This window comes from Sphaerisporangium perillae (assembly GCF_023276435.1).
Classification (GTDB): Bacteria; Actinomycetota; Actinomycetes; order Streptosporangiales; family Streptosporangiaceae; genus Sphaerisporangium; species Sphaerisporangium perillae.
Genome location: NZ_JALLPO010000061.1, coordinates 22,310 through 43,700 on the forward strand (window position 1 = coordinate 22,310; position 21,391 = coordinate 43,700).

Annotated in this window: 19 protein-coding genes and 1 pseudogene; 6 read left to right on the forward strand and 14 right to left on the reverse strand. The window is 70.2% G+C overall.

Going from position 1 to position 21,391, the window contains the following annotated elements; all coding sequences use genetic code 11:
• Positions 1 to 9: 9 nt before the first annotated feature.
• A complete protein-coding gene (locus MYF83_RS38400; RefSeq protein WP_248965732.1) occupies positions 10 to 1,746 on the forward strand; it encodes a serine/threonine-protein kinase in 1,737 nt (578 codons plus the stop codon).
• A gap of 115 nt (positions 1,747 to 1,861) precedes the next feature.
• Here MYF83_RS38400 and MYF83_RS38405 read toward each other — a convergent pair whose 3' ends face one another.
• From MYF83_RS38405 to MYF83_RS38425, 5 genes are all read right to left on the reverse strand, one after another.
• Positions 1,862 to 3,508, reverse strand: coding sequence for an acetolactate synthase (locus MYF83_RS38405; RefSeq protein ID WP_248965733.1), 1,647 nt, complete (start codon positions 3,506 to 3,508; stop codon positions 1,862 to 1,864).
• A 77-nt stretch (positions 3,509 to 3,585) separates the two neighbouring features.
• The gene (gene bioB, locus MYF83_RS38410) at positions 3,586 to 4,584 is read right to left on the reverse strand and encodes a biotin synthase BioB (RefSeq protein ID WP_248965734.1); all 999 of its coding nucleotides are present in this window, start codon (positions 4,582 to 4,584) and stop codon (positions 3,586 to 3,588) included.
• A gap of 28 nt (positions 4,585 to 4,612) precedes the next feature.
• Positions 4,613 to 5,329, reverse strand: a complete 717-nt coding sequence (bioD, locus tag MYF83_RS38415; protein WP_248965735.1) for a dethiobiotin synthase — start codon at positions 5,327 to 5,329, stop codon at positions 4,613 to 4,615.
• 10 nt (positions 5,330 to 5,339) lie between these two features.
• Entirely contained in the window at positions 5,340 to 6,074 is a 735-nt protein-coding gene (locus MYF83_RS38420) for a GntR family transcriptional regulator (protein WP_248965736.1), read from the reverse strand.
• Positions 6,071 to 7,324, reverse strand: a complete 1,254-nt coding sequence (locus MYF83_RS38425) for an 8-amino-7-oxononanoate synthase (protein WP_248965737.1) — start codon at positions 7,322 to 7,324, stop codon at positions 6,071 to 6,073. The genes MYF83_RS38420 and MYF83_RS38425 overlap by 4 nt, the downstream gene beginning before the upstream one ends.
• Before the next feature lie 69 nt (positions 7,325 to 7,393).
• Here MYF83_RS38425 and MYF83_RS38430 point away from each other — a divergent pair, with 69 nt between their 5' ends.
• Entirely contained in the window at positions 7,394 to 8,851 is a 1,458-nt protein-coding gene (locus tag MYF83_RS38430) for a GAF domain-containing sensor histidine kinase (RefSeq protein ID WP_248965738.1), read from the forward strand.
• A gap of 279 nt (positions 8,852 to 9,130) precedes the next feature.
• On the opposite strand, the gene MYF83_RS38435 is transcribed toward MYF83_RS38430, so the two are convergent.
• Together MYF83_RS38435 and MYF83_RS38440 are read right to left on the reverse strand one after the other, a co-directional pair.
• On the reverse strand, positions 9,131 to 9,385 hold the full coding sequence (locus MYF83_RS38435; RefSeq protein ID WP_248965739.1) for a WhiB family transcriptional regulator: 255 nt from the start codon (positions 9,383 to 9,385) through the stop codon (positions 9,131 to 9,133).
• A 290-nt stretch (positions 9,386 to 9,675) separates the two neighbouring features.
• Entirely contained in the window at positions 9,676 to 10,683 is a 1,008-nt protein-coding gene (locus MYF83_RS38440; RefSeq protein ID WP_248965740.1) for a diacylglycerol/lipid kinase family protein, read from the reverse strand.
• Between the two features lie 60 nt (positions 10,684 to 10,743).
• Here MYF83_RS38440 and MYF83_RS38445 point away from each other — a divergent pair, with 60 nt between their 5' ends.
• Positions 10,744 to 11,121 (forward strand): hypothetical protein, encoded by a 378-nt coding sequence (locus MYF83_RS38445; protein WP_248965741.1) that lies wholly within the window; start codon positions 10,744 to 10,746, stop codon positions 11,119 to 11,121.
• Positions 11,122 to 11,182: 61 nt separating this feature from the next.
• Here MYF83_RS38445 and MYF83_RS38450 read toward each other — a convergent pair whose 3' ends face one another.
• From MYF83_RS38450 to sodN, 3 genes are all read right to left on the reverse strand, one after another.
• Positions 11,183 to 11,983, reverse strand: coding sequence for an RNA polymerase sigma factor SigF (locus MYF83_RS38450; protein ID WP_248965742.1), 801 nt, complete (start codon positions 11,981 to 11,983; stop codon positions 11,183 to 11,185).
• A complete protein-coding gene (locus MYF83_RS38455) occupies positions 11,980 to 12,417 on the reverse strand; it encodes an ATP-binding protein (protein WP_248965743.1) in 438 nt (145 codons plus the stop codon). Before MYF83_RS38455 ends, MYF83_RS38450 begins: the two co-directional genes overlap by 4 nt.
• A gap of 230 nt (positions 12,418 to 12,647) precedes the next feature.
• Complete coding sequence (sodN, locus tag MYF83_RS38460; RefSeq protein WP_248965744.1) at positions 12,648 to 13,049, reverse strand: superoxide dismutase, Ni; 402 nt, start codon at positions 13,047 to 13,049, stop codon at positions 12,648 to 12,650.
• A 75-nt stretch (positions 13,050 to 13,124) separates the two neighbouring features.
• On the opposite strand from sodN, the pseudogene MYF83_RS38465 reads away from it, so the two are divergent.
• Positions 13,125 to 13,457: pseudogene (locus MYF83_RS38465) on the forward strand (S24 family peptidase); the annotation flags it as partial.
• Between the two features lie 54 nt (positions 13,458 to 13,511).
• Here MYF83_RS38465 and MYF83_RS38470 read toward each other — a convergent pair.
• The gene (locus tag MYF83_RS38470) at positions 13,512 to 14,054 is read right to left on the reverse strand and encodes a CGNR zinc finger domain-containing protein (RefSeq protein ID WP_248965746.1); all 543 of its coding nucleotides are present in this window, start codon (positions 14,052 to 14,054) and stop codon (positions 13,512 to 13,514) included.
• Between the two features lie 529 nt (positions 14,055 to 14,583).
• Between MYF83_RS38470 and MYF83_RS38475 the strand changes: the two genes are divergently transcribed.
• Both MYF83_RS38475 and MYF83_RS38480 read left to right on the forward strand, forming a co-directional pair.
• Positions 14,584 to 15,714, forward strand: a complete 1,131-nt coding sequence (locus MYF83_RS38475; protein WP_248965752.1) for an NAD(P)-dependent malic enzyme — start codon at positions 14,584 to 14,586, stop codon at positions 15,712 to 15,714.
• 325 nt (positions 15,715 to 16,039) lie between these two features.
• Positions 16,040 to 17,401, forward strand: a complete 1,362-nt coding sequence (locus MYF83_RS38480; protein ID WP_248965747.1) for an NsdA family TPR-like regulatory protein — start codon at positions 16,040 to 16,042, stop codon at positions 17,399 to 17,401.
• A 228-nt stretch (positions 17,402 to 17,629) separates the two neighbouring features.
• Here the strand turns inward: MYF83_RS38480 and MYF83_RS38485 are convergent, their stop codons facing one another.
• The 3 genes from MYF83_RS38485 to MYF83_RS38495 all read right to left on the reverse strand — a co-directional run.
• Positions 17,630 to 18,706, reverse strand: a complete 1,077-nt coding sequence (locus MYF83_RS38485) for a trypsin-like serine peptidase (RefSeq protein ID WP_248965748.1) — start codon at positions 18,704 to 18,706, stop codon at positions 17,630 to 17,632.
• Positions 18,707 to 18,956: 250 nt separating this feature from the next.
• The gene (locus tag MYF83_RS38490; protein ID WP_248965749.1) at positions 18,957 to 20,033 is read right to left on the reverse strand and encodes a trypsin-like serine peptidase; all 1,077 of its coding nucleotides are present in this window, start codon (positions 20,031 to 20,033) and stop codon (positions 18,957 to 18,959) included.
• A gap of 352 nt (positions 20,034 to 20,385) precedes the next feature.
• A partial coding sequence (locus MYF83_RS38495) for a trypsin-like serine peptidase (protein WP_504974997.1) occupies positions 20,386 to 21,391 on the reverse strand: 1,006 nt, incomplete at its 5' end.

Below are 21,391 nucleotides of genomic sequence, written 5' to 3' on the forward strand. Positions count from 1 at the left end.
CAAGGGACCATGCTGGCGGGACGTTACCGGTTGGACGTCCGTCTCGGCGCCGGCGGCATGGGCGAGGTGTGGCGCGGTGAGGACACCGTCCTTGCCCGCACCGTCGCCGTAAAAGTGCTGTTACCAGGCCGGATGGACGACCCGGGCTTCGCCGCGCGCTTCCAGGGGGAGGCCCGCGCGATGGCCACGATCAACCATCCCGGCGTCGTGGACGTCTACGACTACGGCGTGAGCGACGTGCCCGGGGACGGCCCCACCGCCTACCTGGTGATGCGGTTCGTCGACGGCGAGCCGCTCGACCGGCTGCTCACCCGGCTCACCCGCATCGCGCCCGAGCCGGCCATGGAGCTCATCGCCCAGGCCGCCTCCGCCTTGCAGGCCGTGCACGACAGGGGCATCGTGCACCGCGACGTCAAGCCAGGCAACCTGCTGGTCCGCCCGGACGGCACGCTCGTCCTCACCGACTTCGGCATCGCCCGCGCGGACGTCGGCCACCGGCTGACCGACGCCGGCATGGTGCTCGGCACCGCCGCCTACTGCGCGCCCGAGCAGGCCGAGGGGCAGCCGGTGACCCCGGCCGTCGACCTGTACGCCCTGGGCGTGGTCGCCTACGAGTGCCTCGCGGGACACCGGCCGTTCGACGGGGACACCCCCGTCACCATCGCGCTGAAGCACATCCGGGAGGACCCGCCGCCGCTGCCCGCCGACGTGCCGCCCGCCGTGCGGCATCTCGTCGAGCGCGCCCTGGTGAAGGACCCGGCGCGGCGCTGGCGCAGCGCCGCGGAGATGAGCGTGGCCGCCCGGCGGGCGATGAGGGACGGCAGCGGCGCGATGGGCGTCTCCGGCGTCACCGGGCTGACCGGCATGGTCTCCTCCGAGCACACCACGACGATGGGCGGGAACCCGCACCAGGGGGCCGGGTATCCCCAGCAGACGGCCGGGCATCCCCACCAGTTCGCCTCCCCCGAGACCGGGGTGCGCATGGGCCCGGCGGGCTGGGGCGACGGCGAGGCCGGGCCCTCGACCGCCCCGCCGCCTCCGTACATCATGCCCGCCGCGGGCCCGCCGACCGGCGCGCACTCGCCGCCCACCACGGCGACCGCCGGCCCGCCCGTCCAGCGCGGCTCGCGCGGCCGCAGGAAGACCGCCCCGCAACGCGGCAAGGCCGGCCTGATCGTCGGTGTCATCGCGGTGGGCGCCCTGCTGGGCGGCGTCGGCGCGGTGGCGTACAACCAGATCGCCAGCGCCGGCGCGTCGGCCGAGGTGGAGGGGACGCAGTCCCCCTCTCCCAGCGAGGGCGAGCCGTCCCCCACGAAGCCCGCACGCTCGCCTCGGCCGGTCCAGTCACCGCGTCCCACGGTCGCAGGGTCCGGGCACTCGGAGAAGCCCTCCGCCTCGCCGACCCCGACGAGCCCCTCGCCGTCGCCCAGCCCGACCAAGACCCGCAGCCCTTCGCCCTCCCCCTCGGTCACCAAGTCCCCGGCGGCGAAGAGGGTCGTGCCCGCGGTGATCAATTTGCACCAGACGCAGGCGACCGCCAAGCTGCGGGCCGCCGGCTTCAAGGTCAGGGTGGACATCAGCGGGGAGCCGAGCGACGAGGGCTGCACCCGCGTGCTCGACCAGACGCCGGCGGCCGGCACCTCCTGGGCGGTCGACCGGCCCGTGACCATCGTCGTGGAACAGGGCATCCCCTGCGGCGACCCCAGCGAGAGCCCGTCCCCGACGCCGACCCCCTCGGCCACCTGAGCGCCGGAGCGCCTCCGAGGGCCTCGCAGCAGGCCCTGTGGAGCCCGCCCGGGCCGAGGGAGCCCGCCCGGGCCGAGGGCCGGCTGAGCGCCGGCGCGGACACGGGCCGCGCCGGTCAGATGCCGGTGGTGGTGCGGGGGTAGGCGATCTGCGGGTCGGTGGCGATGTTCACCATGTACGGCACGCCGGAGTCGAAGGCGCGGCGCAGCGCGGGGCCGATCTCCTTCGGGGAGGTCACCAGCTCGCCACCGCCGCCGAGAGCGGTGACGACCTGGTCGTACCTGCACTGGGGCTGCAGCTCGGCGGCCACGTCGTAGCCGTACAGCATCTGCATGGGATGCTTCTCCAGCCCCCACATGCCGTTGTTGCCGCAGATCATGACGACCGGCAGCTTGTGGCGGACCAGCGTGTCGACGTCCATCAGGGAGAACCCGGCCGCGCCGTCGCCGAGCAGCAGCACGACCTGCGAGGACGGGCGGGCGATGCGGGCGGCGATGGAGTAGCCGAGCCCCGTGCCCAGGCAGCCGTACGGGCCGGGGTCGAGCCAGCAGCCGGGCCGCTGGGGCTCGATGTACTTGCCGGCGTAGGAGACGAAGTCGCCGCCGTCGCCGATGACCACGGCGTCGTCGTCCAGGATGCGGTTGAGCTCGCCGTAGATGCGCATCGGGTGGATGGGGTCGGCGTCCGACGCGAGCAGCTCGGCGTCGCCCGCGACGGCCGCCGCCGAGGCCTCCGCCAGCTTGGTGACCCAGGCGGCGTGGGCGGCGGGCGACACCCCGGCGTCCGCGCAGGCCGTGCTGAGCCCCCAGAAGAGCACCGACAGGTCGCCGGACGCCGAGGCGGCCGTGTCGACATGGGTGGCGAGGTGCGAGGGGGCGTCGGCCAGGTGGACGACCTTCGCCAGCGGGGCGCCGTCCCTGCCGCCGAAGAAGCCGTAGCCGAGGCGGAAGTCGAGCGGGGCGCCCGCGACGATGACGAGGTCGGCCTGGGAGAACGCCACGCCCCGCGCCCGGGCGGCCAGCAGGTCGTGCCCGGCCGGCAGGATGCCGCGCCCCTGGCCGTTGGGGATCACCGGCAGCCGGAAGGCCTCGGCGAAGTCGCGGGCCGCCTCCTCGGCGCCCTCCATCCAGACGTCCGAGCCGAGCACGAGCACCGGACGCTCGGCCTCGGTGATCAGCCTCGCGATGGTGGCAAGGGTGTCCGCGTCGGGCTCCAGCGGGGACGGCGTCATGGTCTCGGCCTGGTGCGCCGGGGAGGGCGAGAACAGGTGGTCCATGTAGAAGTCGAGGAACACCGGCCCGCGGTGCGGGGCGACGGCCGTGCGGAACGCCATCTCGACGTCCTGGCCGATCGAGTCGGCGCCGCCCGCCGTGAACGCCAGCTTGGTGATCGTCTCGAACAGCGGCGGGTGGTCCATCTCCTGGAGCGCGCCGGACCCCCACCGGGACGCCGGCGCCCGGCCTCCCATCACCACGACGGGGGAGCCGTTGAAATGGGCGGTGGCGACGCCGCTGACACCGTTGGTGATGCCGGGGCCGGCGGTGAGCACCGCCAGGCCCGGACGCCGCGTCAGCCGGGCGGTCGCCTCCGCGGCGAACACCGCGCTCTGCTCGTGCCGCACATCGACGATGCGCATCCCCTCATGGACCGCCCCGTCGTACAACGGGAAGACGTGCCCGCCCGACAAGGTGAACATGACGTCGGCACCATAGGCTCGTGAGACGGCGACCGCGATGTCACCGGCGTGCTTTGCAGACTCCATGACGTGAACTTACCTGTTCTCGCCCCGGTCAATCCTTGGGGCCCCATCTAGCCTGTTCATCGGGCGTTTCAGCGGCGTCACAGGGCCTGCGACAGCGCCTTGATGGGCATCTTCAGGTCGGCCAGGAGCGCGAGGTCGCGCTCGGGCGAGCGGCCGAGCGTCGTGAGGTAGTTGCCGACGATGATGGCGTTGACGCCGCCGAGCATGCCGTCACGCGTGCCGAGGTCGCCGAGGGTCAGCTCGCGTCCCCCGGCGTACCGCAGGATCGTGTGCGGGAGCGCCAGCCGGAACGTCGCGACGGTCTTCAGCGCCTCGGGGCCCTCGACCAGCGGGTACGACGCGAACGGCGTGCCGGGGCGCGGGTTGAGGAAGTTCAGCGGGACCTCGTCCGGCCGCAGCTCGCCGAGCTGGCCGGCGAACTCCGCACGCTGCTCCCTGGTCTCTCCCATGCCGATGATGCCGCCGCAGCACAGCTCCATGCCGGCCTCGCGGACCATCTCGCAGGTCTCCCAGCGCTCCTCCCACGTGTGGGTGGTCACCACGCTGCCGAAGTGCGAGCGGGCGGTCTCCAGGTTGTGGTTGTAGCGGTGGACGCCCATCTCGGCCAGCTCGTCGACCTGCTGCTGGGTGAGCATTCCGAGCGAGCAGGCGACGTTGATCTCGACGGCCTCGCGGATGGCCTTGACGCCCTCGCGCACCTGGTCCATGAGCCGCTGGTCGGGCCCGCGCACGGCCGCGACGATGCAGAACTCGGTGGCGCCCGTCGCGGCCGTCTCGACGGCCGCCTCGACGAGCGAGGGGATGTCCAGCCACACCGACCGGACGGGGGAGGTGAACTGCCCGGACTGGGAGCAGAAGTGGCAGTCCTCCGGGCATCCGCCGGTCTTCAGCGAGATGATGCCCTCCACCTCGACTTCTGGGCCGCACCAGGCCATGCGTACCTCGTGGGCCAGGGCCAGCAGGTCGGGAAGGCGGTCGTCAGGCAGTTCGAGGCAGCGCAGGGCCTGAGCGGAGGACAGCCCCCGACCCTCTTCAAGCACCTGAACCCGGGCGATCTCGAGGATGTCCATACTCATCGGTCCTGCTGCTCCCTTGTCGGTTGCGTCACAGACTAAGGGTTGCCCGGAACCGGGAAGGGTCGAACCCGCCGCCGAGAGGGGGCCCCAGTCCGTCGTGCGCCACGCGGGCGAACGCGGCCGGATCCAGCGCCCCGGCGCCCTCGGGAAGCGCGCCCGCCAGCGGCCGGGCGGCCAGCGTCTCCAGGTCGGTCACGTTGCTCCGCTCGGCGAGCCCTGGGTCGCGAGGCCAGGAGCCGATCACCACGCCCGCGAGGTCCAGTCCCCGCCCCGCGAGGGACTCCAGGGTCAGCGCGGTGTGGTTCAGCGTGCCGAGCCCGGCCCTGGCGACCACCAGCACGGGGGCGCGGACCGTGTGGGCCAGGTCGGCGATCGTGGCGCCGTCCTCGTCGAAGCGCACGAGCAGGCCGCCCGCGCCCTCGACGACCACCAGGCGATGGGTGAGGGCCAGCTCGGTGACGCGCTCGGCGACGTCGAGGAGGGAGACGGGAGGCAGGCCGGAGGCGCGGGCCGCGGCGGCCGGGGACAGCGGGTCGGGGTAGCGCGCGAACTCGAACGTCGTGGTCACGCCGGACAGCCGGATGACCTCGTCCAGGTCCCCCGGCTCGCCCGGGGCCACCCCTGTCTGCGCGGGCTTCACCACCGCGACGGACGCCTGGCGCCCGCGCGCGAGCGCGGCGACGGCCGCGGCGACCACGGTCTTGCCCACACCGGTGTCGGTGCCGGTGACCACGAGAATGCTCACCGGCACCACCCTAGAGGCCGGACTCCGGCGGTCTGTGGAGGCGGGTGACGAACTTGTACCGGTCGCCCCGGTAGAGCGACTGGGCCCATTCGACCGGGTTGCCCTCGGCGTCGAAGGCGTGCCGGGTGAGCAGCAGCATCGGCAGGCCGACGTCCACGCCCAGCACCTGGGCGTCGTACGGGGTCGCCAGCACGGTCTCGATGATCTCTTCGGCCTCGGTGAGCTGGACGTTGTAGGCGTTATGCAGGGTCTCGTACAGCGAGGCGTGCACCTCCAGCTCGCGGCGGAGCCGGGAGAAGCGCCGGGCGGACAGGTGGGTGGTGTCGATCGACATCGGTTCGCCGTTCGCCAGGCGGAGCCGGTGGATGCGCAGCACGCGCCCGCCGGGGTTGATGCACAGGCGCCGGGCCAGGGTCTCGTCGGCCGTGATGTAGTTGATGTCGAGGATCTTGGTGTCGGGTTCGAGGCCGACCGTGCGCAGGTCTCCGGTGTAGGAGGTCAGTTGCAGCACCTGGGCGACCTTGGGCTGGGCGACGAAGGTGCCCTTGCCCTGGATGCGCAGCAGCCGTCCCTCGACGACCAGCTCGGTGAGCGCCTGCCTGACGGTCGTGCGGGAGGTCTCGAAGCGCACGGCGAGGGCGCGTTCGGGCGGCAGCGCCGCTCCCGCGGGCAGAGACTTGGTGAGTTCCAGCAAGTTCCGTTTGACGTCGTAGTACTTGGGAATTCGGGGGGAGTCGTCCGTCACACGTTCACCTTCATCTCGGCCACTGCGGTGAGCGCGCGTCCGATCACCGCGAGATCATCCGAACTCAGATTGGCCCGTGCGGTCAATCTCAGACAAGACCGGCCCTTTGGCACCGACGGCGGACGGAAGCATCCGGCGCGCACTCCGTGCTCCGCGAGCACCGCGGCGGCGGAGAGCGCGGCATCCGGCGGGCCGAGCACGACCGGTACGACGGCCGCCGCCGGGTCCGTCGCGGGAAAGCCACGGTCCGCGGCCGCGCGGGCCAGTGCCGACGCATTATGCCGAGCCTGTCTTGGCAGGTCAGGATGGTCGCTCACGATATCAAGGGCCGCGAGTGCCGCGGCAACGGGAGCGGGTGCGAGGCCGGTGTCGAAGATGAACGCCCTACCCGTGTCGATCAGGGTTTCCACCACTTCGCGTGCGCATAGCACAGCTCCACCCTGGGAGCCCAGGGACTTGGACAGTGTGACGGTTCTCACAACGGTCGGGGCGTCCGCGAGCCCGGCGGCGTGCACCGCGCCCTGCCCGCGCTCGCCCACCACGCCCAGGGAGTGCGCCTCGTCCACGACCAGCAGGGCCCCGTGCCGCATGGTCGCCTCGTACAGCTCCCGCACGGGCGCGAGGTCGCCGTCGACGGAGAAGACCGCGTCGGTGACGACGACGGCGTGCTCCTCGGCGCGGTTCGCCAGTGCCTTCTCCACCGCCTCGACGTCCTTGTGCGGCGTGACCGCGACGCGGGCCCGGGAGAGGCGGCAGGCGTCGATGATCGAGGCGTGGTTGCCCTCGTCGCTCACCACGAGCCCGCCGGCACCGAGCGTCGCCACTACGGCGAGGTTGGCCAGGTAGCCCGAGGAGAACACGAGCGCCCGGGCACCGCCCGCGAAGCGCCGCAGCCGCTCCTCCAGTTCGGCGTGGAGCGTCGTGGTGCCGGTGACCAGCCGCGACCCGGTGGAGCCCGCGCCCCACTCGCGCGTGGCCCGTACGGCGGCCGCGATCAGCCGCTCGTCGCGGGCCAGCCCGAGGTAGTCGTTGGAGGCCAGGTCGATCAGGCCGTCGTGGTCGGGGGTGCGGGGGCGCAGGACGCGCCTGAGTCCCGCCGCGTCCCGGGCCGCGGCGGCGCTGCGCAACCGGGCCAGGGGGTCTGTGGTCATCGTCTCGCCTGTCTGGACCTCGCCGGCGGCCCCGCTCGTGTCGGCGGGCACGCCCACCGCAGGTTCCGCGGGGTAAGCGGGCACTTCTGTGTGCTCCATTAAGGGAATCTTCCCAGGGCAGCCACCCTCGATTCGCGTTGGGCAGGGGTTAGCACGCATGATGCACAGGTGCCGACTCTGAGCGAACTGGTGGCCCGTCACACCACCTGTGATCCCGCCGATCTGGAGTGGATGCACTCGCTGGTCTCCGACTGGCAGCTCCTCGCCGACCTGTCCTTCGCCGACCTGATCCTGTGGATCCCGCTGCGCGACGAGTCCGCGTGGGTGGCCGTCGCGCAGATGCGCCCGACGACGGGTCCGACGGTGTACCACGACGACGTGGTCGGGTCGATCGTGGCGGCGGGGGAGCGTCCTTTGATCGACACGGCGTGGCGCGAGCGCCGCATCTGCCGCGAGGGCGACCCCGACTGGTCCAGCGGCGTGCCCGTGCGCGAGGAGACCATCCCGGTGCGGCGCGACGACCACTTCGTGGCGGTCATCCAGCGGTCCACCAACCTGTCCTCGGCGCGCACGCCCTCCCGGCTGGAGCTGACCTACCTGCAGAGCGCCTCGGACCTGGCGCAGATGGTCGCCGAGGGCCGGTTCCCCTTCCCCGACGAGGGGCCGATCCTGGTCCGTTCCCCGCGGGTCGGAGACGGGCTTCTCCGGCTCGACCGGGCCGGCCGGGTCACTTATGCCTCGCCCAACGCGCTGTCGGCCTACCGGCGGCTGGGGCTCAACGCCGACCTCGTCGGTTCGGAGCTCGGCAAGACGACCGCCGCCCTCTGCTACACCGGCGAGCCCATCAACGAAGACCTGATGCTGGTGGCCAGCGGGCGCGCGCCGCGGGAGACCGAGGTGGAGGCGGGCGCCAACGTGGTGCAGCTCCGCGCGATCCCGCTGATCGTCGGCGGCGGCCGCATCGGGGCCCTGGTGCTCATCAGGGACGTGACCGAGCTGCGCCGCCGCGAGCGCGAGCTGCTCACCAAGGACGCGACCATCCGGGAGATCCACCACCGGGTGAAGAACAACCTCCAGACCGTGGCCGCGCTGCTCAGGCTGCAGGCGCGGCGGCTGCGCGTGCCGGAGGGGCGCGAGGCGCTGGAGGAGGCCGTGCGCCGGGTCGGCTCGATCGCGATCGTGCACGAGACCCTGTCCCACACGCCCGAGGAGATCGTCGACTTCGACGACATCGCCGACCGGGTGATCGCGATGACCGGCGAGGTCTCGGCGGCCAACGTGATGCCGCGCCGGGTGGGGAGCTTCGGCATGCTGCCCGCGATGATCGCCACTCCGGTGGCCATGGTGCTGACCGAGTTGCTGCAGAACGCCGTGCAGCACGGTTTCGCGTACGGCAGCGGGACGATCAAGGTGATCGTGTCGCGCACCGAGGAGCGGCTCGATCTCGTGGTCGCCGACGACGGCCAGGGGCTTCCCGAGGGGTTCGACCTGGAGGCGTCGACCAGCCTGGGCCTGCAGATCGTCCGCACGCTCGTCGTGGGCGAGCTCTCTGGGAGGCTGGCGGTGCGGCCGCGTGAGGGCGGGGGCACCGAGGTCTCGCTGACCATCCCGGTGCAGCCGGCGTAGCGTTCACCGCCGCACGGGCCACCGGCGGATGGTCACCGCCGCGGAACTCCTGGCATAGTGGTCACCCGCCGCGGCAGGGCGCCGGAGGCCGTCCGCGGAAAGACGCCCGTCCTCGCAAGATGGAGGCCGTCTTCGAGAACTGCTACGCCCGGCCATCGCGCGGGGCGATGCCGGGCGTTTGGTTCCGTACGCCACGACGCTGGGGCGGTGCGGAAAGCGCGCGTGGATGGGGAAGATGTTCCAGAACGGGGTCCGGTGAGCGGGGGGTGCGTCGCGGCGTCAGACGCCCGCGCGGGCTCGGGCTCGGGCGGTGCGGCGCTTGAGAGCGCGACGCTCGTCCTCGCTTAGACCGCCCCACACACCAGCGTCCTGGCCGGACTCGATGGCCCACTTCAGGCACGGGTCGCTGACCGGACAGGCGCGGCACACCTGCTTGGCCTCTTCGATCTGCATGAGTGCCGGGCCGGTGTTGCCGATCGGGAAGAACAACTCGGGGTCCACGTCACGGCAGGCAGCGCGGTGGCGCCAGTCCATGCGTTCCACTCCTTCGTAGGTGGAGCCTGCGGCTCCGTCCGGTGACTGACGGATGTTTGTGAACTGTTTCACTAACCAGGGCGAACTTTTGCCTGGGCCTTGGGGTGGGGGGCCAGGAAGCTCATGTCATCGCCGCAGACCTTCGAGGATCAGGGTGGGATCCTCAAACGTCCTACGTTCCGACGTCGTGTTGAGCTTTTCAGGCAGGCCCAGGTCACGCAAGAGGTTTGACGGAACGTTTTGCCGGATATGGATGTCGGATGCATCACACTATGACGGGATGTAACAGATCAGACCAGGACTTGTAATGCCGATGGTATAGACCGAAAGGTCACTCGTTCGCGCTCGCCCAGATAGTCGCCGTCAAGCTGGAACGCCATCGGTCGCCTGGCGGTCAGCGTGAACTCCTCCTCATCGTGCACATGGACGAGATGCCCGCCTCTGGGCAGGCCCACACGTTCCCCGACGATCTGGCGGAGCAGCCCGAGCATGGCCGCCACTCCCATGCGCCGCAGGCCGAGCATGTCCAGGCCCGTGTCGAACCCGGCCCACGGCGTGGGGTTGATCGGCCTGCTGCCGGCGTAGGTCCACGGCGCGGTGTTGGAGATGATCGCCATGAAGATGCCGTCGACCGTGGTCCGGCGCGAGCGCTCCAGCCGCAGCGCGGGATGGCGGCGGTCGGTGATGAGGTAGTGCCGCAACGCCGTGTTGATGTACCGGCTCGGGGAGGCCTTGTACCCCGCGCCGCGCAGGCCCTCGACGGCGCGCACGACCTCGGCGTCATACCCCAGGCCCGCGCAGAACGTGAAATACCGGCTGGTGGGCGACGCGGGGCCGTGGGCCGTCTCGTCGCTCGCGCCGGGTGGACGGACCTCGGGTGTGCCGTCGTCGAGGGTGTTCTCCTCCCAGATGGCCTGGCCGAGGTTGATCGTGCGGCGCCGGTCCTCACGGATCGCCTCGAGCACCGCGCCGGTCGCCTCCACCGGATCGTTCGGCAGCCCCAGCGACCGGGCGAAGACGTTCGCGCTCCCACCTGGGATCACGATCAGCGCGGGACGGGCGTGCCCGCCCTCGACGATGCCGTTCACCGCTTCGTTGATGGTCCCGTCGCCGCCGAGGACGGCGATGACGTCGAACCCCTTCTCTCGCGCGGTTCCGGCCAGCACGGTCGCGTGCCCTCGGTACCCGGTCTCCTCCACCGACAGGTCGACGGCCGCGCCGAGTGCGCGGATGAGGACGTCCCTGGTGCGCCGGTTGGTCGACGTCGCCATCGGGTTGATCAGGAGGAGTGCGCGCATGCCGCCCAGCGTATCCACCGGCTGGGGACCCGCGACTTGGGTCAAGTAGGGTGACCGGATATGTCGAACCGTCCGGTGACCCTGACCGTGGCCGCCGTCGTCCTCGCGATCGAGGGCGTCACCGCCATCGCGCTCGGCGGCTACGCCGCCGTGGAGACGATCATCGGCACGCCGGCGGACGTGAGCAGTTCCATCGCCGTCTCCGCCTTCGGCGTCATCATCGGCGCGGCCCTGCTGTGGGTGGCCTACGGCCTGCTCGGCGCCGCCCGGTGGAGCCGCGCGCCGGGCGTGGTCACGCAGATCTTCGCGCTGCCGGTGGCCGTCTCGCTGTTCCAGTCGGAGCAGATCGTTCTCGGCGTGCTCCTGGCCGTGGTCGCGCTGGCCGGCCTGGTCGGGCTGCTGGCGCCCGCCACGACGCGCGCCATGATCGAAGACTGACCCGGCCTGCGGCGCGTGTCAGTCCCCGGCGGCTCCTCCGCGATGATCGCTCGGCGGTGGTTCAGTCTTCGGCGGTGAGGCCCTCGCGGAGCTGGGCCAAAGTGCGGGCGAGCAGGCGCGAGACGTGCATCTGCGAGATGCCGAGCTCGGTGGCGATCTGCGACTGCGTCATGTTCCCGAAGAACCGCAGCAGCAGGATGCGCTTCTCGCGAGGCGGCAGCCGTTCGAGCAGCGGCTTCAGCGACTCGCGGTATTCGACGCCTTCCAGGGACTCATCGACGATGCCGAGCGAGTCGGACACCGCCGGGGCGTCGTCGTCGCCGGAGTCGGGGGCGTCCAGGGACACGGTGGAGTAGGCGTTGGCCGACTCCAGGCCCTCGAGCACCTCCTCCTCGGACATCTGGAGATGGGCGGCCAGCTCGGCGACGGTCGGAGCCCGGCCCTGGCGCTGCGACAGCTCGCTAATGGCCTTGGTCAGCGAGAGCTTGAGCTCCTGCAGGCGGCGGGGCACCCGGACGGCCCAGCCCTTGTCGCGGAAGTGACGCTTGATCTCGCCGACGATGGTCGGCGTGGCGTACGTCGAGAACTCGACGCCCCGCTCGAGATCGAACCGGTCGATCGACTTGATCAGGCCGATGGTGGCGACCTGCGTCAGGTCGTCGAGCCACTCTCCCCGATTGCGGAAGCGCCGGGCGAGGTACTCGACTAGGGGCAGGTGGAGCTCGACCAGCTCGTCACGAATGCGCTGGCGGCGCGGGTCGTCGGCCGGCAGCTCGGCCAGCTCGCCGAACAGGCCACGGGCCCGCACCCTGTCGGGGACGGTGCTGTCACTGCCGGCCACGGCGCGGGTCCTCTCCGTCACGACAGCCTCGCAGACCCTCGGCGCTTATGCAGCACGATCGCCATGCGGTCGGGGGAGTCGGTCTCGGCGTCCACGTCGTCGGTAAGCGCGGTGAGCACCATCCACGCGAAGTCGTCGCGCTTGGGCTCTGCCTGGCCGACCGTGCTGACCTCGACCCGGACGATCATCTCCTGCCCGGTCAGCTCGAACTCGGCGATCAGGTCGGTGCCGGGCACGGCATGGCCCAGCAGCATGGCGCAGGCCTCGTCGACCGCGATACGAAGATCTTCGATCTCGTCCAGCGTGAAGTCGAGCCGTGCCGCCAGCCCTGCGGTGGCCGTACGGAGCACGGACAGATAGGCGCTGGCAGCGGGCAGGCGCACGCTGACAGCATCACGGATCCCCGAGAGCCCATCGGGGATGTCGTCCGCACGCGTCGCTGTCTCGTCGGTCACGTTCCTCCTCGCACAGAGCTGCTGATTAGCAACTTACCGCCCCGTGCCCCATCGTGCAGGACTGGGACGCGCCGATAGTCGTGATCTTGTGGAATTGCGGCCGGTTTCCCTGACGCCCAGCTGCCCATTCCTTGACATACCGCTGCCCTGGGCGGGTTTTGCGGCCATGAAAGACCTCTGGCCTCGCGCGATGAGGGACCACGCGAGGCCAGAATCGGGCTTTGCAAGGCTCAGGCGGCCTTGGTCTCCCAGAAGATCTTCGAAATCTCGTCGATCTTCCCGAGAAGGTCCTCGGCCTTGCCCACATCGACGGTGCCCTTGGCGCCGGCCGCGCCGGCGAGCTTCGTCGCGTCCCAGAACAGCTGGTGGAGCTGGGGGTACGTCTCGAGGTGCGGCGGCTTGAAGTAGTCCGTCCACAGCACCCACAGGTGGTGCTTGACCAGTTCGGCCCGCTCCTCCTTGATCGTCAAGGCCCGGGCGCGGAAGACGGGGTCATCGTTGTCGGCGTACTTCTGCATGATCGCCTTCACGGACTCCGCCTCGATGCGAGCCTGTGCGGGGTCGTAGATCCCGCAGGGGAGGTCGCAGTGCGCGGAGGCGACATGGCCCGGCCGCAGCAGTCGTGCGAGCATCGGTTTCCTTTCCTTGATGCTGATTAACAGACAGCACTATCCGGTTCCCAACTTACTCGCCTTGATTCCTGGAAGCGGAGGGGGATGTCGTTCATGAGGGTGCGCGTCGAAGGGGAGTCGATGCTGCCCGTTCTACGGCCCGGCGACTGGCTCGTGGTGCGCCGCGACCCGCGGGTCAGGCCCGGTGATCTCGTGGTCGCCCGGCTGCCCGGAGACCCGGAGCAGATGATCGTCAAACGGGCGGCGTGGCGCTCGGAGGACGGCGGCTGGTGGCTGGAGAGCGAGAACCAGCGTGCCCCCGGGCGCAAGGACAGCTGGGACTTCGGGGCGGTGCCCTCCTCTCTCCTGGTCGGCCGCGTCGTCCTGCGTTACTGGCCCCTGCGGGCCGGCGGCATGCGACCACGTTGACGGGCCCTGGTGGGGTGCCGGGCGTGGTGCCCCGCTCAGGTGGCGGCGGCGGTGTCAGGCGTGGTGGCCGCTCAGGTGGCGGCGGCGCGCGCGGTAGGCCGCCACGTTGGCCCTGGTGGCGCAGCGCTCCGAGCAGTAGCGGCGAGACCGGTTGGAGGAGGTGTCGAGGTAGGCCCGGTGGCACGGCGCCGCCTGGCAGATGCCGAGCCGGTCGACGCCGAGCTCGGTGACCAGGGCGGTGAGGCCCATGACGGCGCCCGCGGCGTACTCGCCGGACAGCCGGCCGCCCTCGGTGAGGTGGAGATGCCAGCGCTGCCCGTCGTGCCGGGAGATCTTAGGGTGCACCGGATGCCGGGTGAGCAGGGCGTTCAGCCGCTCGACGGCGCCGTCCTCGTCGTGGCGGGCCGCCGCGGCGAAGACGGCGGCCAGCTCGCGGCGCAGCTCGCGCAGGGCTTCGAGGTCGGCGCGGGTGAGGCGGCTCGACTGCTCGCCCCGGCCGGCTTCGAGGAGGAACCGCCGCGCGCCTTCCAGCGAGTCGAGCGCGTCTTCGCTGTTGACCAGCAGCACCGCCAGCTCGGCGTAGGAGGTCAGGTCCACGTGGAGTCCCGCAGCTGTAAGAGACGGTTCGGCATACCGAGTATTACACGGACGACGGCCGCCCGGACGGGGACCGGCCACGGGACCGCGGGCGGTGGAGGCCACAGGGCCGCCCGGGCCGGGGGCGGGGTAGGTCATGGGCCGCCTACGGGTGGGTGCCGTGCGGGTCTCGGGCATGGCCGGGGGCATCACGGCCGGAGTGTCCGGGTAAGAGTCCGGAGCAAGGGGGAGAAGTAGTGATATGTCCGGTTTGGGGCGTCTGGCGGTCGGTCCTCGGCCACCTATCTGTGGCACAGCTAACATCAGCAGGCGTCCCGAGGTGTGGCACAATCAAGCAACGGGTGACCCCCGTACCCCCTCAAGAGACGACCGTCAACGACGACGGCCGCCGGGCGGCTACAGAAGCCTGGGCCCTCGTTCGCCTGCGGCGTCTACCGAAGGAATCCGTCCTTACGACACAGGGGTCGCTGTGGCAGTCACGCCGTTCTCCGCTTCTCTCGAAACTCTCGATCTCGATCCCGCTTTCGCCATGCATCGCGGCGGCAAGCTCGAGGTCCGTTCGACCGTCCCGGTCCGCAACGCCGACGACCTGTCGCTCGCCTACACACCAGGTGTGGCCAGGGTCTGCACCGCGATCGCCGACCAGCCCGACCTCGTCAACGAGTACACCTGGGTGCCCAACGTCGTCGCGGTCGTCTCCGACGGCACCGCCGTCCTCGGCCTCGGCGACATCGGCCCCGCCGCCGCCATGCCCGTCATGGAGGGCAAGGCGCTGCTGTTCAAGGAGTTCGCCAACGTCGACGCGGTGCCCATCTGCCTCGACTGCACCGACGTCGACGCCCTCGTCGAGACGGTGGTGCGCCTCGCGCCGTCGTTCGGCGGCATCAACCTGGAGGACATCAGCGCCCCCCGGTGCTTCGAGGTCGAGAACCGGCTGCGCGAGCTCCTCAGCATTCCGGTCTTCCACGACGACCAGCACGGCACGGCGATCGTGGTGCTGGCCGCCCTCCGCAACGCCGCCCGCCTGACCGGGCGCTCCCTCGGCGACCTGCGGGCCGTCGTCGCGGGCGCCGGAGCCTCGGGCGTGGCCGTCACCCGCATCCTGCTGAACGCCGGCATCGGCGACATCGCCGTCTCCGACTCTAAGGGCATGATCTACGAGGGCCGCGAAGGTCTGAACCCCTTCAAGGAGGCGCTCGCCCGCGACACCAACCGCGCGGGCTTCACCGGCTCCACCGAGGAGGCGATGGCCGGGGCCGACGTCTTCATCGGACTGTCCGGCTCCACCATGTCGGAAGACTGCGTGGCCGCCATGGCGAGCGACTCGATCGTGTTCGCCCTGTCCAACCCGACGCCCGAGGTGCTCCCCGAGGTGGCCCGCAGGCACGCCCGCGTCGTCGCGACCGGCCGGTCCGACTTCCCCAACCAGATCAACAACGTGCTGGCCTTCCCCGGGGTGTTCCGCGGCGCACTCGACGTCCGCGCGTCCACGATCACCGAGAACATGAAGGTCGCCGCCGCGGACGCCCTCGCGGCCGTCGTCGGGGACGACCTCTCGGCGGACTACGTGATCCCGAGCCCGTTCGACCAGCGTGTCGCCCCGGCCGTCGTCCAGGCCGTCGCCGACCAGGCCCGCCTCGACGGCGTGGCGCGCAAGTAGGGCCGAACCCGCCCGGGCACTGATCACCGAGGCGTCATAGCGGCTCAGGGCGCCGGAGCCCCCTGCACACGGGGCTCCGGCGCCCTGACGTATGCGCGCCATCCCTCCCGGCAGACATCCCCGCCGAAATGCCGAGCCTTCACCATGAGATATCGCTCTTGGCAAACTCTTGGGAATTCCCACACCGAGTCACGCATCGTGCTATAACAAAAACCCTCCGTTACCGGCCGGACGAGTGCGAGCGCGAGGGGCGTATGCGCGCAGGGGGGCTTGCGGCGGAGTGACCACCACCACCATCCGCGTAGTCCTCCTTGGGGAAAGAGCGATGCGACGCGAGCCCAACCTCCTCCTCCGGCATCTCATCGCCGAGGCCGCCTTCTCCCACAAGGGGCTGGCCCGCAGGCTCAACGACCTTGGAGCCGCGCGGGGCCTGATCGGCCTCCGGTACGACCACAGCTCGGTGTCGCGCTGGATAGGCGGCCAGCAGCCGCGCGACCCGGTGCCGGCGCTGCTCGCCGAGATCTTCGCGTTGCGGCTCGGCCGGCCCGTCACCACAGAGGACCTCGGTATGGCGGGGGGAGCCACGCCCCTCGACCTCGGACAGGAATTCCCACACTCGTGGCAGGAGGGTGTCGAGACCGTGACAGCACTATGGAGGGCGGACATGCAGCGGCGCAGGTTCCTGCTCGACTCCGCCTTCGCCGTCGGGGCGGGCTCGGCGGGAGCCCTGCGATGGCTGACCTTTCCCATCGAGGGCAGGCCTCAGGCCGCCGGGGTGCGTAAGGTCGGCGCACCCGACATCGCCGCGATCCGCGAGGTCACCCGCTCCTTCGGAGAGCTCGACAACCGCTTCGGCGGCGGGCGGGTGCGTCCCGCCGTCGTCAGATATCTCGACTCGGCGGTCGCCCCCTTGCTGAAGGACGGCATCTACGGCGAGGCGACCGGCAGGGCGCTGGCGTCGGCCGCCGCCGAGGTGACCCGCCTCGCCGGATGGATGGCCTACGACCTGGAGCAGCACGGGCTGGCACAGCGCCACCTGATCCAGGCGCTCAGCCTGGCGCGCGGCGCGGGCGACCACGGCTTCGGCGGGGAGATCCTCGCCGGCATGGCGCACCAGGCCATATATATAGGACGGCCACGGCACGCCCTCGATCTGGCAAGGGCGGCCCAGGTCTCCGCCCGCCGCGCCGAGGTCCCCTCCCTGCTGGCCGAGGCGTACGTGCTGGAGGCCCACGCCCACGCCAAGCTGTCCGACGGCGCGGCCTGCGCCCTCGCGCTGCACGAGGCCGACCTGGCCTTCGACCGCCGCCGTCCCGAGCAGGAGCCCGAGTGGATCCGCTACTTCGACGAGGCGTACCTCGCGGCCAAGTACGCCCACTGCTTCAGAGATCTGGGCGACGGCACCCAGGCCGTGCGGTACGCGCGCCGGTCCCTGGACATGGACGGGCGGTACGTCCGCGGGCGGATGTTCAACCTGTCCCTGCTTGCCTCGGCCCATGCGCTGTGCGGCGATGTCGAGGAGGCCTGCCAGGTGGGCGGCTCCGCGCTCGACCTGGCGGCCGGCCTGCAGTCCGTACGGACGAGGTCCTACGTCGCCGATTTGCGCAGGCGGCTGGAACCGCTCAGCAGGGAGCCGGTGGTGGCCACCCTCGTACAGCGCAGCAGGGAACTGGCACCCGCGGCCTGAACCCCCGCCTGAGCGCGGTCTGAACCCCCGCCTGAGCCGCGGTGAGCCGCGGTCTGAACCCCCACCTGAGCGCGCCCTGACGCGCCCTGACGCGCCCTGAACGCGGCCCACACCGAGGGCGTGTCGCCACAACGAGAGACCGGCCCGGTCCCAGTTGACTCTGGGGCCGGGCCGGTCGTGGATCTCTGTGCTGCCGCTCAGGGCATGGAGCTCAGCCCGTGGGTCCGCTCAGCGGATCGAGCCGGACCAGAGGTTGGCGGCCTTGCGGTAGACGGCGTAGGTCTCCCCGTCGAAGTACGGCGAGGTGCTGAAGTCGTACCGGCCGTTGCCGTCGGAGTCGCCGATGAGGCTCGTGACACCGTTGACGTAGCCCAGCCGCTTGGTGCTGCTGTACTTGGCGATCCACGGACCGCCCGCGGAGCCGGCGGTCATGGAGCACTTCAGCGCGATCTGCGCCTCGGCCTTGTAGGCGGCCGTGACGCCCGCGGCCTTGGTCTTGCCGTAGCACCACTTCGGCGTGACACCGGTGAACGGCTTGTCACCGTCGGGGTGCCGGCCGGCGGGGTAGCCGAACGCGTAGACCGGCTGGCCGATCTTCTGGTTCCAGGCGAAGCCCTGGCCGCCGACGTTGTCGCCCAGGCGCCCGGCGTCCTTCCAGGTCCCTACGTTGATGCCGTTGTAGACCGTGACGAAGGCGTAGTCGCTGTCGTAGTCCTCGTAGTTGGCGAAGTCGAAGTGCGTGTAGGCCGACTTGCCGACGTAGATGCCGAACGGCGCCTTGCCCTGGTAGTAGGCGGGGACGAAGACCCAGCGGTCCAGGGTGTCGCGGTTGGCGTCGGTGTCGTAGACGCAGTGACCGGCCGTCGAGACCAGGTTGTGGTACTTGGACTGGATCGACGACGCCGAGCACCAGTACGGCTTTCCGTCGACGCGGAAGAACACCTTGCCGATGGTGCGCGGCAGGTTCACGTTCTTCACCTTGGTCGGGGTGACCTTTTCCTGCCCGATCGGCGGGACGGTGCCGGTCTTGCCGTCGGGGGCGGCGTCGCTCCCGCCGAACTTGACCTTCCCCTTGACCGAGTCGTCGTTGGAATAGCGCGTCGCGGCCTTGAGCTGCCGGCCGCCGTTCGCGCTCCAGAACTTCGCGGTGTCGCTCGCCTTGGACTTGCTGGAGGCGAGGGAGACGCTCGTCGGCTGGGGCTTGGCCGAGGCCCCGGCAGACGAGGTGAGGGCGACGCCGATCATGCCGGTGGCGGTGACGGCGGCGCCCAGAGGGAGGATGAGGCGCTTTGCTCGAGTATTCATATAGCTCCTCTTGTTCTGACATGAAACACCACTTGTGTCCCATGCGTCCCAAAGGGGATGATTTCGAGCCTATGTGATTTCTTTACCTCTGCCATATGAGGTGACTCATTAATCGGACAGAGGGGCACTTGATGGGATATTTGGCAAGGAGAACCTCACCGAGTGGTGAGGTTGAAAACACGAAAGGCCCGGCCGAAGCCGGGCCTCCCGTCCGCGCCGTGCTCAGCCGGCGCGGGACGTCATGCCGCGCTCACTTGCCGATCTTGCCGGACGCGAGGTTCGAGGCCGCGCTGTAGATCGCGTAGGTCTCGCCGTCGAAGTACGGCGAGGTGGCGAAGTCGAACCGGCCGTTGCCGTCGGTGTCGCCGACCAGGCTGGTCACGCCGTTGATGTAGCCGACGCGCTTGGTGCTGCTGTACTGAGTGATCCAGGGGCCGCCGGAGGCGCCCGCGGTCATCGAGCACTTCAGTGCGATCTGCGCCTCGGCGTTGAACGCCGAGACCGGACCGGCCGCGGAGGTCTTGCCGTAACAGTACTTCGGCGTGAGCCCGGTGAACGGCTTGTCGCCGTCGGGGTGCGGGCCGGCGGGGTAGCCGAACGCGTAGACCGGCTGGCCGATCTTCTGGTTCCAGGAGAAGCCCTGGCCGCCGACGTTGTCGCCCAGGCGACCGACATCCTTCCAGGTCCACGGCTCGACACCGTTGTAGACGGTGACGAAGGCGTAGTCGCTGTCGAAGTCCTCGTAGTTGGCGAAGTCGAAGTGCGTGTAGGCCGACTTGCCGACGTAGATGCCGAACGGCGCCTTGCCCTGGTAGAAGGCAGGGACGAACACCCAGCGGTCCAAGGTGTCGCGGTTGGCGTCGGTGTCGTAGACGCAGTGACCGGCCGTCGCCACGAGGTTGCGGTACTTGCCCTGGATCGACGATCCGGAGCACCAGTAGAGCTGGCCGTCGAGGCGGAAGAACACCTTGCCGATGGTCCGCGGCAGGTTGACGTTCTTCACCCGGGTGGGGACGACCTTCTCCTGGCCGATCGGCGGGACGACGCCGGTCTTGCCGTCGGGGGCGGCGTCGCCGCCGCCCAGCCGGATCTTGCCCTTCACCGCGGCGTCCTCGGTGAACTTGGTGGCGGCCTTGAGTGCCTTGCCGTTACTGGCGGTCCAGAACTTCAGGGTATCCATGGCGGCGGCCTTGGAGGTGGACAGGCCGTCGGAGGCCGGCGCGGCCGCGGTGGCGGCGGCGCTGGCAGTGAGGGATACCGCGATCATGCCGGTGGCGACGGCGGCGCCACCGAGAGGGAGCATGAATCGCTTGACTCGGGTGTTCAATGAGACTCCTTGTTCTGCCGCAGGAGGTGACCCCTGCCCCACTGGTCCCAAAAGGGACAGTAAGAACCTATCGGTCTGATCACGAGGAATGGGCTGTAACGCTCAACGGGGAGTCGGCCTCACGGCCCACCCGGACGTCCTGAGGGGGCGCCCACGGGACGGGCTGCCACCCGGACTCGCACAGGTGAAATCGGTCCAATGCTCAGGGGGTACGCGAACTGCGAGCATCCGGCGGCCTGCGCGATGTGACGTATCTCACTTGTAGCCCTGCCAAGCATCCGGTAAAGAGCACAGGGCCCGGCACGAGTGCCGGGCCCTGCTATGAGGTTGACTGCTCTAGCTGGCTAGAACGTCAGGCCTTGGTGGTGGTGTCGCCGTCCTTGGTGACGATCGAGCCGGACCACAGGTTCGCAGCGGCCTTGTAGATCGCGTAGGTCTCACCGTCGAAGTACGGCGAGGTGCTGAAGTCGATGCGGCCGTTGGCGTCGGCGTCGCCGATGAGGCTGGTGACACCGTTGATGTAGCCGAGACGCTTGGTGCTGCTGTACTTCAGGATCCACGGCGCACCCGACGAACCGGCGGTCATGGAGCACTTGAGGCCGACCTGGGCCTCCGCCTTGAACTTGGCAGACGCGGCGGCGGCGAAGGTCTTGCCGTAGCACCACTTCGGCGTGACACCGGTGAACGGCTTGTCACCGTCGGGGTGCGCGCCCGCGGGGTAACCGAAGACGTAGACCGGCTGGCCGACCTTCTGGTTCCAGGTGAAGCCCTGGCCGCCGACGTTGTCGCCCAGGCGACCGGCGTCCTTCACGTAGATGATGACGTAGTGGAAGATGTAGTACTCAGCGTCGGCGCCCGGCTTGACCCACGCCTTGACGTAGTAGGTCGTGATCAGGAAGTTGCCGGACGCGTCCTTGGTCTTGGTGCCCAGGCCGTTGTAGGCGGTCCACTGCGACTCGGTGACCTGCTCGGTCTTGGTGAACGCCTTGGCGCCCGGCTGCTTGACATCGAGGCCGGGGGCCGCGTCGTAGGTGGCCTTGTTGACCTCGGCGGGAGCGAAGACGGCGCCGGGGTAGTCGGGGCCGACGGTCTCGGTCTTGACGGCCGGCTTGACTTCACCCTCGCCGCCCTTGCCCAGCCACGCCAGGTAGGTCTTCTCGTCGACGCGCTCCTTGTCCAGGAACTTCTCGCCGCCCCAGGAGTTCCACTTGGCCTTGGAGACTTCCTCGTTGCCGGCGTAGGTGATGCCGTTGTAGACGGTGACGAAGGCGTAGTCGCTGTCGTAGTCCTCGTACACGCCGAAGTCGTAGTGCACGTAGGCGGCCTTGCCGACGTAGATGCCCCAGGGAGACTTGCCC

Bases quoted from the DNA above. Each gene is read 5' to 3' on its own strand.
- MYF83_RS38485 (WP_248965748.1), bottom strand. From the start codon at position 18,706: ATGAATACTCGAGCAAAGCGCCTCATCCTCCCTCTGGGCGCCGCCGTC.
- MYF83_RS38405 (WP_248965733.1), bottom strand. From the start codon at position 3,508: ATGGAGTCTGCAAAGCACGCCGGTGACATCGCGGTCGCCGTCTCACGA.
- MYF83_RS38440 (WP_248965740.1), bottom strand. From the start codon at position 10,683: ATGCGCGCACTCCTCCTGATCAACCCGATGGCGACGTCGACCAACCGG.
- MYF83_RS38480 (WP_248965747.1), top strand. From the start codon at position 16,040: ATGCGACGCGAGCCCAACCTCCTCCTCCGGCATCTCATCGCCGAGGCC.
- MYF83_RS38400 (WP_248965732.1), top strand. From the start codon at position 10: ATGCTGGCGGGACGTTACCGGTTGGACGTCCGTCTCGGCGCCGGCGGC.
- MYF83_RS38425 (WP_248965737.1), bottom strand. From the start codon at position 7,324: ATGGAGCACACAGAAGTGCCCGCTTACCCCGCGGAACCTGCGGTGGGC.
- bioB (WP_248965734.1), bottom strand. From the start codon at position 4,584: ATGAGTATGGACATCCTCGAGATCGCCCGGGTTCAGGTGCTTGAAGAG.
- MYF83_RS38435 (WP_248965739.1), bottom strand. From the start codon at position 9,385: ATGGACTGGCGCCACCGCGCTGCCTGCCGTGACGTGGACCCCGAGTTG.
- sodN (WP_248965744.1), bottom strand. From the start codon at position 13,049: ATGCTCGCACGACTGCTGCGGCCGGGCCATGTCGCCTCCGCGCACTGC.
- MYF83_RS38445 (WP_248965741.1), top strand. From the start codon at position 10,744: ATGTCGAACCGTCCGGTGACCCTGACCGTGGCCGCCGTCGTCCTCGCG.
- MYF83_RS38475 (WP_248965752.1), top strand. From the start codon at position 14,584: ATGCATCGCGGCGGCAAGCTCGAGGTCCGTTCGACCGTCCCGGTCCGC.